A 15,483-nucleotide genomic window follows, 5' to 3' on the forward strand; every position below is an offset into this window, starting at 1 on the left:
TATTTTAATGGGCGGATAAAAGTGTTCTCCAAGGATAAGTGTATTAATACTTCTAGATACATAAAATTAGTATCAATATTTGGGTTTATAATAATATTATCAGCTTTAACTATTATAACTAACAGCCATTCTCCTAATGTATATGCTTTTTCAATATACAATATGTATCCATGGTATTTTTGGGCTCTTATTGTTATGGCTATTTTCATCGGCCAGATGATATTAATCTATAACGCAATTTCTAAGTATGAGACTAATACTTGGCTAATTGGTTTTTTAATGATAATAGTTTCAAACCTAATTTTATTGCTTATGCCAATTATCCGAGGATATTTCATACATGGCAGGGAAGATGCTTTAACTCATATTGGTTATATGGTCGATATTGAGAATACCCATAGTATTGGTTTTAACTCTTATCCCATGCTTCACATACTGGGTTTTACACTAAAATCCTTCTCTGGTTTAAGTTATAACGATATTACTATGTTTCTACCTTTATTATATTCACTATTCTATATATTTTCGTGGTATATTCTTGGAAAGTATATATTTAAAAACAAACGTGATCTATTTATAATGTTATCATTTTCTTCAATACTATTACTTGGCAGTAAAAATGTTATGCTTAGCCCTAATGGGCAAGCAATTCTTTTTGTCCCTTTCTTTCTTTATGTTTTTTTTAAATCGAGATTACCAAAGAAAGCTGTGCCATATTCGATTCTGTTAATTCTACTTAGTTTTTTTATAATATTTTCTCATCCTTTAGTCACAATTTTGCTTACAGTAACGATTTTATTATCTGATTTTACTATGTATCTTAATCGTAACAAAAACTCTGAGTTTAAAATAAAAAAGTCAACTAATTTATTATTTATTATGATATGTTCCTTTCTCATATGGTCTTCATATTTACATATTCTTGCATACAGTCTGGAAAATATAATATCTACGTTAATATTCAGTGACGGAGGAGGCTCTGAATTTGGGAGATACCAGACATCTCTTAGTTCTGTTGATGTATCTTTTTTGAAAATCTTCGGACTAATACTAAATCTGTACGGTCCCTATATCATATTATCCATACTCTCTGCCGCCTGTATAATATACATGCTTACTTTTTGGAAAAAAGATAACATAGAAGTAAATTATTACCATAAACTTTCAATTCTAGGATGGGCATTCCTTGTGATCTTCTCACTGCTACTATTTCTCTTCAATGATCAATTTGGTTTTATAAGAGTTTATAGTTATTCAATATTTTTCTCTATTATCTTGATATCTTTTTCAATAAGTATGTTTCTAAGAAGATCTTCGGATAAAAATAATAGTAATTTGAAAGTATTAGTAATATTTTCAATTTTGATACTTATTACGAGTTTATCCACATATAGTTTATTTTTGTCACCTAATATTTTAAAAATAGATCAACAGACTCCAGAGAGTGAGTTTTCTGCAATGAAAACATTTTATAAGGTAAAAGAAAATTATCCTGTATTGGAACGTGGAACAGTAAACTATAGGATTTACAATGTAGTTTATGGAGTTTCAGCCGCTAAGAAAAATGATGTTGTTTATGGTAATCAAGTTATCAAGCATTTTGGATACAATAACAATTCTTCGTTAAGTGACTCTTATAACAAATCATATCTACTGGTTAGTTATGTTGGTAGAAACCAAGATCAAAAACTATTGCCAAATTTTGAAAACAGATGGAATTTTAATTATAGTGATTTTGTGCACTTAGATAATGACGTTGGAGTTACTAAATTTTACTCCGATAAATTTTCAGATATTTATATTATCAAACCTTAATTTTATTTGATAGTACGACATATAAAATTGATATAAAATTTAAGTTATATAATAAGTAATATTCAAGCAGTTCTCTGATTAAAAGGAATCTTTATGAAAGTGTTATACTTAATCTCGACAATGGAGCCTCACTCAGGAAGAGGAGGGCATTATTATAGTTTAAGAACTACTGCTGAAGAAATTAGTAAAAAGTTAGATTGTGCTATAGTTGTTATTGGAAAAAGAGAGTCTCCAGTTATAAATCAGTCAAAAGTAAAAGTATATAATTTAATCTATGAAAAAATAAGTGTTATTAAAGTAATGAAAGATCTGAAAAACATTATTGATATTGAGTGCCCTCAAGTTATTCATAGTTTTGATGAAGATACCTTCTTTTTTGGGAGTTTAATTAGTAATATTTTCAAAAAGCCATATATTCATACGAAATGTGGAGGCCCAAATCCAAGAATAGCTTTTCCAAAAGTGAATAACTTAATATTATTTTCTCAAGAAAACGTTAAGTTTTATCAGTCTTCAAGAAGATTTAAAAAAACCAATCTATTTTATATTCCAAATCGAATCAAGGAAATTCCTTCAGATTTTTCAAGAATAAAAGACATCAAGTTATCAGTGCATTGCAATAAATCAAAAGTATTTCTAATAATTTCCAGGCTTGAAGTATCCAAAAAGAATGATATATTACAGGCAATAGATCTTGTAAAAAAATTAAATTTTGATGGAATTAAAACTAAGTTAATTATTATTGGAACCCTACAAGATGCAAATGTTGGTAAAGAAATAAGTGAGAATCTAGATAATAATATTTATCTGTTCACAGACGAGAAGTACTCAATTAACGCTAGTCAGCTAATTGATGTTGCTGACTTTGTTATTGGTGGTGGAAGAAGCTTTATGGAAGCTGCATCAAAAGGGAAGATTATGCTGTGCCCCTTAAAAAACTCAAATTATCCTTTATTAATCACAGAAAAAAACTTTCAAAGTGCTTTTGATCAAAACTTTTCAAGTAGATTAACTATTGATAATTTCGATCCAGATGATAATTATAAACAAATTCTTCAAGCGATAATCAACGAAGAATACGCAAATAATATTACTAGTTTTATTAAATCGGTTTCAAGTGAACATTTTGAAATCAGCAGTCAGCTCAACAGATATTACAAGATTTATAACGAAGCAAAATATAAAATGCATTTTAGTATGTTCGATATATTAACTCAATTTTTCAGAATGGTTTATTGTAATGACTTAATCCCAAAACTTAAAACTATTTGATATCAGATCTATTGAACTTTTATGCAAAAAGTAAAAGCAACTATATGGTGTATTTGGAGACAAATATGAATCTGTTTCCATTGTTCATCGGTTAGGGAATTTTCTTGCCTGAAAGCTATCGATTTCGTATTAAAATCCGACCTTAAATTTTGGCCTCTTTATATGAAATCGATACCCTGTTCCAGCTTATCATTTATTAATATATTTGGAGAGGTCATCCCAAAACTTGAAATTTGCTTCTTGGACCTTGTATTTTGAATAATCAATCAATCTCATGATCATGAAAATAATTCTGAGAATTCCCAATGATTAAGAGTAAAGTGGCTTTTGGGATAGGCTCGGAAAATATTGAGGCAATTGAGGCAATTTATCACGATTCCTCACTTAACCGAAGACACATGAATCTGTTTCAAAAACACCAATTTAGGTGATTCTCTTACGCTTGATTGGTGGTGCATGAATCAATCCTAAAATAAAATTGATATCACTTTTTTTACAAATAAATATGTCACTTAAACTTAATTGAGTAATTTTCATATAGTAATACAAAATGGATACTGATGCAAGCGTATAACTAACGGTTGAAGCTAAGGCTGCACCACAACCACCATAATCTGGTATTAAAATTATATTAAGCACTATATTGATCAAAACGGCTGGGGAAAAAATTTTTAGAGTAATATCAGGTTTTCCTCTGCCAGCCAAATCCATATTAATAATTTTAAAAAGACTCATTATAACTATTCCAGGTAATAATATTTTTAGCATCTTGACACTTGGGATATATTCGTCTCCATTCAAAAAAGGGATTATATACCCACTAGCAAAATATAAAAATAATGACCCAAACAAGACAATAGGGAAAATAATCCTTATCATTTTTGCAATATCTTGAGAGAATTTATTTGAATCCTTTGCGTTTGCACTATATGAAAAAATAACTACCCCAAAAGCAGTCGGTAGCTGCCATAATAATTCAGCAAAACCAACTCCTATTGAATATTGACCTACTTCTGCAATATTACTTAAACGTTCAAGTATAATTATGTCCACTCTATAATTAAGATTCAGGACAAACAGTGAAAGTGCATAGATAAATCCTAGAGAAAACATTTTTTTGATTATTTCGGGTGAACAGCATATTTTTAAAGAATATTCTCTCTTGATCATTAATAAGGCATATAAAGCAAGCATAATTCGGGCAACAAGTGTGGCCAAAATCGCACCTAACACATATAAATTCTCAAAAAATACTAAAAAGATGATAAGTACAAAATTAATTATAGGAACCAAATATTTTATTTGGTTAAATTTATTTATTCGCTGTTTGCCAATTAAAATCCCAGTAAAATAATTAATAGTAAGATCTGCAGGAACTGTAAATGACGCAAGTAATATTAGCATTTGATTATAATCTGGGTTTTTAGTATACGAGATTATTACAATTGAAGTTAAAACTCCAATTGCGCTTGATAAAATAAGTAATAATAACGTTACACCTACAATGTCTGATTCCGAGTATTTTTTTGTACCAAGATAATAAACAGTTGCCTGACGCATTCCCATACTTAAAAGACTAATTAGTATTCCCGGATAAACTAAAAGAGCAGAAAAGATTCCTTTCCCTGAAGGTCCAAGTTCTCTCGCAAGTATTACTCCTGAAATGAAACTTACAATTAAAATAAACAATTGAGTTCCAAAAACAGATATTCCATCTTTTGCCAAACTGTAGTTCTTTACCATTTTATACCCTACGTTACTTAATTATTTTTGCAGGACTTCCTACTGTGGTTGAGTTTTTAGGTACATCAGTCAGTACAACTGAATTTGCACCAATTACAGCATTTTTATGAACAGGTATTCCACCTATAACTTTTTCTCCAGAATAAATTATTGCGCCTTGTTTTACTGTGGGGTAGGGCTTTGCTTCGTCTTTATGCCCATAGCTTCCAAATGTAGTTTGTTGAAAAATTGTAACTTCATCTCCAATAATCACTCTCGCTCCATATTACGACTGAAGTATGAGCAAATTTTATTCTATTACCTAATTTAGCTCTACAATCGATTTCATTGCCGCCAAGGATAGGTTGTCGATATTTGTTAAAACCGAGAGCTTTTCTAGCTATCTTAGATCTTAAATAACAACATCTAGAAATACGATACCGATATATTAGTTTAAAAAAAATCTTCAAAAAAAAGATCGCAGCCTTACTCAATAAGTTTTTACCACCGTAGAAAACTAAATATTGATTTATATCTTTCAAGCAGTTTTTTAAACTATATTTATCTTTATTCAACTTTTCCAATCTCATGCAATGATCTGAGACTTCCCAGCTCTCCTACATACTTCACTTCGCTTTCTAAACAAAGTCCGTAACGTTGATATACAACTTTTCGAATATATTGGACAATAGAAATCACATCTTTAGCCGTAGCATTTCCCAGATTTACTATAAAATTGGCATGTTTTTCCGAAATTTGAGCACCACCTATTTGATAACCTTTTAAACCTGCTTCTTCAATTAACTTTCCAGGAGGTGCAAAAGTGTCGTTCACAACAGGATTACTTAAAAAAACAGATCCACAATTGGGATAATTAAGTGGAAATTTGTTCTTACGGTTATTTAGTATAGTTCTCATTTCGGACTTTATTCGTTCTTTTTCTCCAAGTTCACATTCTAGCTCAATTTTACAAATAATATAATCTGAATCCTGAAATACTGATTTTCTGTAAGAAAAATCACATTCTTTTTGGGATAAATATATTAAATCATAATTCTTGTCAACAGCCCATACTTTTTTGACAATGTCTCCTATGCATTTTCCACTGCTTCCTCCGTTCATAAAAATAAGTCCGCCAAGAGTGCCTGGAATTCCAATAGCATGTTCAAGGCCTGATAAACCATTATCTGATAATATTTTTGCAAATTTTGGAGTCCAGATACCTGCTTCCGCGCAAACCCTTTTACCATTAATAGTATATCTAGAAAAATTATTTCCCAACTTTATAATGATTCCACGAAGCCCTTCATCACAAAAAAGTAAATTTGTTCCATTCCCTATAACAACCGTGGGAATTTTCATTAAATCAGCATATTGTACAATTTCAATTATCTGTTTGATATTATATGGTTCAATTAAAACGTCTGCGGGACCACCAATACGCCAGCTACTGTGTTTTGAAAGAGGTTCTTTTAAATAAATATCTCCTACTTTTTTATTAATCAAATTATTTATTTTATCCATATCTTATATTTCCCCCCAATGAAATTAATTTTTCTACAAAATTATCATACCCTCTTTCAATCTGCCAGGCATCTAAGATCCGGGTCTCACCTTTTGCCACCAGTCCAGCTAACGCTAATGCAATACCAGCTCGGAGATCAAGAGCTCTTACTTGAGCACCATTAAGGGGATTTCCACCGATGATTTCCAATATATTACCATTGATATTATATTGCAAGCCCATTTTGGCTAGTTCACTTGTATAACAATATCTACCAGGGAAACGTAAGTCAACAATTTTTGAACTACCTTTTGCACAGGCACCATAAACTGCAAATAGAGGTTGAACATCCGATTTGATTTCGGGATATGGACCAGTACTAATCTCTACAGGATAGGGGGTTCCCCCTCTTACAATAAGACTGTTGTCTCCAAGATAATACTTCGCTCCGCTTTGACGAAGATGTATTAGCGTAACTTCAACGTCCTTGAAGGGAAAATCAATGATCTCGATATCTCCACCCGTAATCACTGAAGCAATTAGCCACGTGACCGCTTCGATATTATCAGCAATTACAGAATGTCTAGTCCCAAATAATTTTTTCACTCCAGTAATTTTTATATGTTCCTGGCCAAAAATCTCGATCTTCGCACCCATCTCATTAAGAAAACGCGCCAAATCAAGAATTTCGGGTTGAATATGAGGATTCCAAACTCTGGTTATACCTTCAGCTAAAGATCCACAGATCATTGAATTTTCAGTCGCGCCTGTTGAACGGATAGGTAAAAAAATGTCAGCCCCTTTTAGTCCATTTTCTGCTTTAGCACAAAGCATATTATCTTCAATCCAAACTTTTGCTCCCATGTTTCTGAGAAGCATTTCGTGTAGATCAAATTTTCTTTCTCCAAGATTACAACCTCCTGGAAGAGGAACCTTTGCTTCACCTATGCGACTTACCAGTGCACCTAATATAAGTAAAGTATTACGAATTGAGCGCTTGTTCCAATTAAGAATTTTCAAAGGAGCTTTTTCCTCGTAAATGGTTATTTTTTCATCCTCTACGACACATTTTTTTCCAAGAGCTTCCAACATACCAACATGAATTTGAGCATCGAGTAAATTAGCGGGGTAATTTGTCAGTTCTATTTTCTCATCCGTTAGCAATGAAGCTGCAAGAAGACGTAAAGCACTATTTTTTGCACCACTTACTTTTACTTTCCCTTGAAGCCTGGATGGTCTGACTATATATTCACATTTTTCTGGATTCATTTCTGATACCTTTTACTTATTTTCCAAAATAAAACTTCAACTGCAAGATTAAATTTATTAAATAACACTGATTAATATAATTACATCATCTAGTTCAAGGTTAATCTTTTTTATCAGTTGCTAGCAGAATTTGACTCTTTTGCAGATCATTATCCTCTAAATTATGAGATTAATTATTACAAACCATAAGCCGATGAATAATCCCCATATTTAAATTTGAATGGGAAACATAATCTTGTTAGATCGGATTATATTTCTCTAAAAATACTTTATCAGCTTAGTTCAGGAACCATTCTGCTACTGTCTTAAGTTCATCCCTAAAATTACCAATGGGATTATATCCGAATTCTTTAGCCTTTGATATATCTGCTAATGAGTGCTTAATATCCCCTGGTCTTGGTTCTGCATGTATCGATTTTATTTTCTTTCCCAGTATTTCATTAACGTAATCGACTAACTGATTAATTGTAATTCTTCTACCACATGCTATATTGAAAACTCCAGTTTTCTTAGACTCGCAGGAAAGAATATTCGCATCAACAACTTTTTTGACAAAAGTGAAGTCTCTGCTTTGTTCTCCGTCTCCGTATATCACGGGACTCTCATCGTTTAGAATTGCAGTTATAAATTTTGGGATTACAGCTGCATATTGAGAATTTGGGTCCTGCCGAGGGCCAAAAACGTTGAAATATCTTAAACTAACTGTTGGCAGATCATAAAGATCCTGAAAAACCCTGCAGTACATTTCTCCGGTTGCTTTTGTAATTGCATATGGAGACATTGGGTTTATGGGCATATCTTCTCTTTTTGGGAGAGTTGGCGTATCGCCATACACCGAAGAGGAAGAAGAAAATATTAATTTCTTAATTCCAGTATCTTTTGCAGCTGTCAGAACATTCAGTGTTCCTGTGATATTAGAGTTATTTGAACTAAAAGGATCTTTTACACTTCTTGGAACACTGGGAATTGCTGCAAGATGAAAAACATAATCCTTGTCTTTGAAAATTTCTGTTAAATTCAAGTCTACTATACTGCCTTTTATTACAGTTAGATTTTCGTGGTCTAGTAGATGTCTTATATTTTCAATGTTACCTGTAGATTCGTTATCAATAACTGTTACTTCATTATCTTCAAGTAGCCTCTCAGTAAGATGGGAACCAATGAAACCCATACCACCTGTGACTACTACATTTTTAGTTTTCAAACAATCCCTTCTGCGAAACTGTAATTATAAAGTTATTAAAGTTGTTGCAGTTTTCTTTTCTGGACTTCTTTTTTAATTTGCTGAATATGGCCTCTTCCAAGGGCTTTAACTTCGCAGCCAAGTTCGAAATATCTTTTGATATCGTCATCCGATAATATTCCAAAACAGTCAATAACTGCGATAGGCCCGCCTGCCATCTTTACGATAGTTTCCGGCTCAAAGTTAAGATATTCATTATGTGGAACTGCGAGGATAAGGGCTTCTATATCTTTAATTGCTGTTGAAAAGTCACTTTCGATTTTTAGCTCTGTCAGACTTCCCTGGTTTCTGAAGAAACGTTTCCAGGAGTGGCCGGAAGCCGGATATGTGTCCTGATTTTCCATTTCATACCAGTGATCAACGTATGGATCATGGACACGCATCTCAGCGCCCATTTCAGTCAGTTTCCTGACTACAATTTCACTTCCACTGTATCTTGTATCGCCTACATCCTGCCTGTAACTAGCCCCACAAATGAGGACATCTGCTCCGGCTATATAGTGGCCCATATTCCGAAGAGCATCTCGCGTAAGTTCGGCTACATGAAGGGCTCTTGTGTCATTTATATCAATTGCTGTGGGGGTGATCTTGAATACCTCATCTCCATCCTCAAAGCCCAGAATATGCTTATAAGCCCAGTAACCCAGACCTCCGTCTTTTGGAAGGCAATAGCCTCCAATCCCCGGTCCTGGGAAGATTATGTTACTGTGAGTTGGGCGCATTTTGATTGCATTAATAACTTTTATGATATCGACACCGTTTCTTTCCGAAAAAAGACTCCATTCATTAAGGAAAGCGAGTATCGTTGCACGGTAGGAGTTCTCAATGATTTTTGCAGTTTCGGATTCAATAGGTCTATCCATTATAGTTAGAGGATAATCTTTAGTGTTTATCACTTCACTGAGGAACTTTTCAACCTTTGCTCTTGCTTCGTCAGTACAACCTGCGCAGACTCTCCAGAAGTCACGTACACTTGCCACATAATTTCTCCCAGGCATAACACGTTCAAAACTATGTGCAAGTAAAGGAGTTGAATCGATTCCACGCTTCTGGAACGCTTTTTTCAGGAGAGGAAGTGCAACGAATTCGGTCGTTCCTGGGGCAACAGTTGTTTCTATTAGCACAAGGCAATCGGGGCAGATATTTTCTCCAATTATTTTCATAGAAGCTTCAAGTGCTGCCATATCGGCTTCGCCGGTTCTGACATTTCCAAGTTCACACTTTACATAATCGCACTGGATATCTACCACAACAACATCAGCAAGTTTCAGACATTCGTTTGTGTATGTAGCTACAAGCGTTTTTGTTTCAAGAACACAGCGGTTTATAATTTCATCTACTTCTTTATCTTCTGATTTCACAGGAGATTGTCCTCTGTTGAGCAGTGGTATTTTCCAATAACTGCGGGTACTTGGTCTCTGACAACCGATTACAAATTTGCTATAATTCCCGTTTTCGTCTTTCGTATCTGCAATAATCGCAGCCATTACAGCTCCAACAAATCCGACCCCCATCACAACGACAATCTCTTTCCCTTCTTCACGGGCTTTGTCCACAAGATCTTTAACTCTTTTAAATTCTTCTTTGTATTCTTCAGGTTCAGGTATCGGAAATTCTTCTCCTTCCGGACTAACTGAATAATTTATAATATTAGAAGTAAGTTCAACGGACTCAACCTTTTCACCCTGAATGCTTTCCTGAATAGCTGAATAATTTCTTATTTTAGAAGACATAACTTCTATCTCCAAAAATTTTCAATCAAATTGATTATTTTCTAACTAAGTCCCGTATTTTATCTGGCATTGTGCCTAAAATAATCGCAAGCTACATATTTTTTCCCTTGTCTGTGCTGGAAAATCTCATAATGTCGACTAATTTTTATCGAAAGATACTTTATAGTTATTTAATTTCTTTGATTCACGTTTATGCCGGCAATGTGCCAATTTTTCTGTAAAATCAGAAATCTCCATAAGTTATTGGGTAGTAAATTCCATATTGGGAGATCCATTTTCTTCCATTACACAAAAACTTGACTTCAAATTTACAGCAAATTCGCGACACTACCGTCATGCCTTATTCTTCGGGATATTTCAGATTTTTATCGCTTAATTTCGAGTTCTGTTTTTGTGTTTATATTAATTATTTTTATGAACTCTTTTGCAATATAATTTTTAAATAAATCCTGTTATACATAAAAAAACTTTCCTAAATTATACTAATGTTACTGTTTGAAAGGCAAAATAAGAGTTATTAATGTCGAACTATCCTACCTTTAAACTTGAGTCTTCCCACAAACTGTTTATATTTAGGAAATTTTTATAATTTAGGAAGACCTGATATCTATCATATTGACCAGAACTATCATATTGACCAGAACCTTTCTCTTGAAAAGCTTAGCTGATCCATAAAAGACTGAAAAGTAAAAAAAATTCAACATAAGTTATAATTTGTCCTAACCAGGTTACAATTGGCAAAATATTTCTTTTACCAACTATGATGAAACATATAGTAAAAAGCCTCTTTGAACGAGAATTATTAAAAATGACTTAATAAAAAACCTGAATATTATCAAACTATATTCTACCTGAGAGTAAAGATAAATGCCTAAATGTTTGTATCACAAAAATCTAGTGTAATTTCATAATAATTCATACATTTGTACTAAAGAAAATATGTTTATTAATTGAAATTTAATTAAAGTTGCTCTGGCGCACCCCGCTGAAGCAGCAGTGTATTCGACTGAAATAAAAGATAGCTAGACAGAACTAAAACTATTACTAAAATTGGAGATTAGACTATGATCTCTCGGTTTTATTCAGAAATAAAAGACAAAATTACTTTAATTGATGGTATTAGTATTATTTTTATTGTGCTCTTTCATGAGTTAGGCGGGATAAATCGGCCCGATTCTATATTTTTGTTAAGATATCTTGCCACATTTGGCCTAGTTTTGTTTACATTCTCATCTGGACTTAAGATGGGGATAAATCATTCTGCAGAAATTAACGACAAATCATTTATAAGTAGGTACTTTGTTAAGAGACTCACTCGACTGTATAAAGCATATATTGGGTATACACTGCTGGCGTTTGTTCCTCTATATTTCATCAGTTATATATCAATTAATTATCTTAACCTAAACTTTGAAGGTATTACACATTTTTGGAATAATTTAAACATAGACGGTTTACTTAAAACTCTGGTTGGAAATAATATTGTTTCTTTTCAATTAGGGTATCTAATTTTACTAATTGTAATAACAACTATTTGTTTTACAATTATATATTATTTTCAGATTGATACTTTATTTTATTTAGGGATACCACTACTGATATTTGATGTTATTTATAAGGATACTTTAAAACAGTGCCCTAGTATTTTGTTTAATGTCATGATGTATATGCCAGTTTATATTTTTGGGATAGCCTATGGCTACAAGCGATTAGAACAAAATAAATTGTCCGTTTCATATATTTGTTCAGCAATTTTTGCTGCAATATTTATTATTTCCATAGTTTACCCACAATCATTTGCATATAAATATGCTATTTTATTATATGGAATAACATTCCCACCATTTATGATGTTATTTTCTAGATTACTACTAAATTGCAAATATTTAAAAGAATCACTAATGCTGTGTGGGAAATATTCATTCCAAATTTATTTATTTCATTGGCCGATTATTTTACCTGTGTTAAGCAGATTTATTATTAATATTCTCAAAATTAATTATTTTTTCATTCCATACGGTGTGGCAGTCCTTACAATAATTGTCTGTGTTTATGTGTACAAAGTAAGTAAAAAATTAAAATTAAATCAAATATTTGAGTGATAAAACCGACTTTCGATAAGTCGATATATAAATTAAAAATTTTTCATGATGCCGTTTTTATCCACATTACTTGCGGTCATCCTAAAGGCAAGAGAATCTACTTATTTCGTTTTTCTATTTTCACGGTTACTGACAAGAACAAAATTTCTCTTTTTGTAAAAGCATTGGATGGCAATAGTTCCAATATAGGGTCCTCTTAAACTCACTCTCAAACTAGAGGTTATTACTTATTTGTTCCATTAATTAAGGTTATTAGTAGTTCCCCTCAAAAAAGTACATTCAATTTTTCGTCTGAATTTTAATTAATGTCATAAAAAATCGTAAATTTTATTGAGAAGGATTTTTAATCCTTCTCTGGTGATTATTACGAAACCTCCACTTATACCACTAAATGAAGATTTCAAATGGAAATTGTTGTCCGAAATATTAAATGTTTTTGATTTGAGATTCTGTAAGCAAACTCTTACAAGGAGGGGCATTGTGCCCCTCCACAGATCAGTACCTACTATAAAAATTGTTCTTCTAAGCATGTTTTTTCTTGTGAAATCTCTTATGCTATAAAGGAATTAAAAGAAAGAGAAATCTTGAGAAACTTTTTAAAAATCAGTTTAGTACCAACTGAAAAGGAAGTTTATGGCATTCTTAGTAAGTATGAACCCCAAGAGTTTACTGCTTTTGTTTTTGAAATATTGAATGATTTATGCCCTAAGAGAAAAAATGGATCAAGAGACATTATTATTGATAGTACTGACATAAACCTTAACCTGAACTGGCACGCTAAAAAGATTACCAAAGAAAGCCTAAAAAACAAAGAATACAAGTGGGGCCATTCAACCCATAGAGGTTTCTTCATTGGTATGAAACTTACTCTTGCACTTGATTCTCAAACATTAAAACCTTTAGCGTTTCTGATTAATGAAGCAAATGTAGCAGAACCTAAAATTTATCCTGAAATACTTAAAGAACTTAAAAGAAAGAGAATAATAAAAGCAGGTGACGTTATCTATGCTGATAGAGGATACTATTCCTATGAAAACTACGTTATATCTGTAAGAAATTTTAAGGTAGTACCTTTAATTTTTCCAAGGAAAAACTGTAATTTTAAGAAACTTTTCAATATGTTTAGATATCCTCTGAAAATATTTGATTTAAGAAGAAATACTGAAAAAGAAATTAAATTCTACAAAGAAATAATTGCAAAGTTTAAAGAGTTAATAAGCAAATGGAAAGAACTCAGATCTGTAAGGTCAATCATAGAAGATGTATTCAAAATAGCGAAGAAAGCATACTCTATGGAGAATTTACACAGATATATAAGGAGTTCTGTCCAAAAGTACTGTTTTTTAACTGTACTTTTAGTAGGGGTAACTGTAAATTACGGTATTAATGAAAGGAAGGAATTGCAAGCCTTCTCTGAATGAAGAAATTAAGAGGGGACTATTCCAATAAGAAAGTTCTCATCAAAACCATCACGAAGTAACACAGAACCTGAATCTTGATCAGATAGCCTATCATGTTGCAGACAGCATATTTTATACTGAAGATAATATCCTAGAATAGGAACTAACGCTTTCTTCATATCGAGAGTACCTGCAACCATCAATGAAGCAAAGGAACGCTTGAACGCAACCCTTTTCAAAAAACTACTTGCCCGCAACCCTTTTCAAAAAACTACTTGCCCGCAACCCTTTTCAAAAACTGCTTGCCTGCAACCCTTTTGAAAAAAGGCTTGACCGAAAATTCCATCAACTCCGAGATCAACACCTTAACGGTTGTGGGTCAAAGGTTGCGAATCAACATTTTTAGTCACGCAGTGCTCCGGTTTTTTACCCATGTGCTTCTCCAAGTTCTTTATCAAAAGCCCTGAGGAATGCGTTAAGGGAATCTTCGGGAATTCGAGCGCCTGCCGCAAGGGGATGTCCACCGCCGCTTCCTCCGAATCTTGGAGCGACTGAGCGGAGAATATGGTTTACGTCGACCTTTCCTCGGGAGCGGATGCTCAGGTCATAAGCTCCCTTTCTTTCACGGTATTCGGCTGCAACCCCTACTTCCCGCCTGCCGTAAGAGGCTGCATAGATCGCTGCCTTTGAAATGGAGTTATTTGTATTTACAATATATGCGCTATTTCCCAGGACTTCCACATTATATTTAACAAAAAGCCTTAATCTCTCCTCGTTAATTGCAGCTTCCCTGGCAAGTTTAAGCAACTCTGGAATATTTGAAGGGATGATGTCCTTTGAGAGAGGGTCAAGAAGTTTCCTCTTGAATTCGTAATTCCTTCCTTTATATAATATAGCCTGGGTCAGGGTTCCGGCCTGGAAATAAAGATTCCTTTTATCCCAATCTTTGACCCAGTTTTTTAAACATGGGGTGTTGTCGCAGAAATCCCCAATTGCTCCATAGATTGCTATCCTCCGCATATCTCTGTCCAGGCAGTCCTCAAAGAGCCTGTAGGTCAATTCTGAGGAACAGGCTTCGATGTCATGGTAGAACCAGCTTTCTTTTTCACAGCTTTTCGGGAGAGGATGGTGGTCGATATAGTAAAGGGTACACTTCTCCGCAAATCCTCTGAGTGCTGCGTGAAGTTCGGAACAGTTCCTTTCATCGATTGCAATATCGCAAACAATAAGGGTTTTCACGTTCTTTATACTCCTTAATTTTTCAAGAAGGTTAACCGGATTTGTAAAATACACATACGCATCCGGATAAGCGGTTTTTGCAATCGCACCTGAACATATCCCATCCGAATCTCCGTGAGTAAGGATTAGAGTTTTCGCTTTGATCCAGTTCTGGAGTTCTTTCATGTTTTGCTTCCTTTTTCCC

At 33.3% G+C, this 15,483-nt stretch carries 11 protein-coding genes and 2 pseudogenes; 5 read left to right on the top strand and 8 right to left on the bottom strand.

Annotated features, from left to right (window positions below):
* The first annotated feature begins 21 nt into the window (after positions 1-21).
* Both MSBRW_RS05140 and MSBRW_RS05145 read left to right on the top strand, forming a co-directional pair.
* Entirely contained in the window at positions 22-1,815 is a 1,794-nt protein-coding gene (locus tag MSBRW_RS05140) for a hypothetical protein (RefSeq protein ID WP_011305073.1), read from the top strand.
* Between the two features lie 93 nt (positions 1,816-1,908).
* Complete coding sequence (locus tag MSBRW_RS05145; protein ID WP_011305072.1) at positions 1,909-3,087, top strand: glycosyltransferase family protein; 1,179 nt, start codon at positions 1,909-1,911, stop codon at positions 3,085-3,087.
* Positions 3,088-3,510: 423 nt separating this feature from the next.
* Here MSBRW_RS05145 and MSBRW_RS05150 read toward each other — a convergent pair whose 3' ends face one another.
* The 6 genes from MSBRW_RS05150 to MSBRW_RS05175 all read right to left on the bottom strand — a co-directional run bounded on the left by MSBRW_RS05150 (position 3,511) and on the right by MSBRW_RS05175 (position 10,558).
* Entirely contained in the window at positions 3,511-4,830 is a 1,320-nt protein-coding gene (locus tag MSBRW_RS05150) for an oligosaccharide flippase family protein (RefSeq protein WP_011305071.1), read from the bottom strand.
* A gap of 13 nt (positions 4,831-4,843) precedes the next feature.
* Positions 4,844-5,083: a serine O-acetyltransferase gene (locus tag MSBRW_RS05155; RefSeq protein WP_052305848.1), complete on the bottom strand. Its 240-nt coding sequence runs from the start codon at positions 5,081-5,083 to the stop codon at positions 4,844-4,846.
* Between the two features lie 293 nt (positions 5,084-5,376).
* Positions 5,377-6,333 (bottom strand): UDP-N-acetylmuramate dehydrogenase, encoded by a 957-nt coding sequence (murB, locus tag MSBRW_RS05160; RefSeq protein WP_011305070.1) that lies wholly within the window; start codon positions 6,331-6,333, stop codon positions 5,377-5,379.
* On the bottom strand, positions 6,326-7,582 hold the full coding sequence (locus MSBRW_RS05165; RefSeq protein ID WP_011305069.1) for a UDP-N-acetylglucosamine 1-carboxyvinyltransferase: 1,257 nt from the start codon (positions 7,580-7,582) through the stop codon (positions 6,326-6,328). The genes murB and MSBRW_RS05165 overlap by 8 nt, the downstream gene beginning before the upstream one ends.
* Positions 7,583-7,859: 277 nt before the next feature.
* A complete protein-coding gene (locus MSBRW_RS05170) occupies positions 7,860-8,786 on the bottom strand; it encodes an SDR family oxidoreductase (RefSeq protein ID WP_011305068.1) in 927 nt (308 codons plus the stop codon).
* Between the two features lie 35 nt (positions 8,787-8,821).
* Entirely contained in the window at positions 8,822-10,558 is a 1,737-nt protein-coding gene (locus MSBRW_RS05175) for a nucleotide sugar dehydrogenase (RefSeq protein WP_080944034.1), read from the bottom strand.
* A gap of 1,064 nt (positions 10,559-11,622) precedes the next feature.
* On the opposite strand from MSBRW_RS05175, the gene MSBRW_RS05180 reads away from it, so the two are divergent.
* Complete coding sequence (locus tag MSBRW_RS05180) at positions 11,623-12,660, top strand: acyltransferase family protein (protein ID WP_011305066.1); 1,038 nt, start codon at positions 11,623-11,625, stop codon at positions 12,658-12,660.
* A 308-nt stretch (positions 12,661-12,968) separates the two neighbouring features.
* Here the strand turns inward: MSBRW_RS05180 and MSBRW_RS23220 are convergent, their stop codons facing one another.
* Positions 12,969-13,139: a hypothetical protein gene (locus MSBRW_RS23220; RefSeq protein WP_230670192.1), complete on the bottom strand. Its 171-nt coding sequence runs from the start codon at positions 13,137-13,139 to the stop codon at positions 12,969-12,971.
* Here MSBRW_RS23220 and MSBRW_RS05185 point away from each other — a divergent pair.
* Together MSBRW_RS05185 and MSBRW_RS24150 are read left to right on the top strand one after the other, a co-directional pair.
* Positions 13,072-14,081: pseudogene (locus MSBRW_RS05185) on the top strand (transposase). The gene MSBRW_RS23220 and the pseudogene MSBRW_RS05185 sit on opposite strands and share 68 nt — an antisense overlap.
* Positions 14,082-14,092: 11 nt before the next feature.
* Positions 14,093-14,294: pseudogene (locus MSBRW_RS24150) on the top strand (IS1634 family transposase); the annotation flags it as partial.
* Between the two features lie 192 nt (positions 14,295-14,486).
* Here MSBRW_RS24150 and MSBRW_RS05190 read toward each other — a convergent pair.
* Positions 14,487-15,464 carry a DHHA1 domain-containing protein gene (locus tag MSBRW_RS05190; protein WP_011305063.1) on the bottom strand — a complete coding sequence of 326 codons (978 nt, stop codon included), beginning with the start codon at positions 15,462-15,464 and terminating at the stop codon, positions 14,487-14,489.
* Between the last annotated feature and the right edge of the window lie 19 nt (positions 15,465-15,483).

This window comes from Methanosarcina barkeri str. Wiesmoor (assembly GCF_000969985.1).
GTDB classification, from domain to species: Archaea; Halobacteriota; Methanosarcinia; order Methanosarcinales; family Methanosarcinaceae; genus Methanosarcina; species Methanosarcina barkeri_B.

What these genes read in the sequence shown, in the direction of transcription:
- MSBRW_RS05145 (WP_011305072.1), top strand. Translation starts at nt 1,909, where the DNA reads ATGAAAGTGTTATACTTAATCTCGACAATGGAGCCTCACTCAGGAAGA.
- MSBRW_RS05165 (WP_011305069.1), bottom strand. Translation starts at nt 7,582, where the DNA reads ATGAATCCAGAAAAATGTGAATATATAGTCAGACCATCCAGGCTTCAA.
- MSBRW_RS05190 (WP_011305063.1), bottom strand. Translation starts at nt 15,464, where the DNA reads ATGAAAGAACTCCAGAACTGGATCAAAGCGAAAACTCTAATCCTTACT.
- MSBRW_RS23220 (WP_230670192.1), bottom strand. Translation starts at nt 13,139, where the DNA reads ATGCCCCTCCTTGTAAGAGTTTGCTTACAGAATCTCAAATCAAAAACA.
- murB (WP_011305070.1), bottom strand. Translation starts at nt 6,333, where the DNA reads ATGGATAAAATAAATAATTTGATTAATAAAAAAGTAGGAGATATTTAT.
- MSBRW_RS05150 (WP_011305071.1), bottom strand. Translation starts at nt 4,830, where the DNA reads ATGGTAAAGAACTACAGTTTGGCAAAAGATGGAATATCTGTTTTTGGA.
- MSBRW_RS05180 (WP_011305066.1), top strand. Translation starts at nt 11,623, where the DNA reads ATGATCTCTCGGTTTTATTCAGAAATAAAAGACAAAATTACTTTAATT.
- MSBRW_RS05175 (WP_080944034.1), bottom strand. Translation starts at nt 10,558, where the DNA reads ATGTCTTCTAAAATAAGAAATTATTCAGCTATTCAGGAAAGCATTCAG.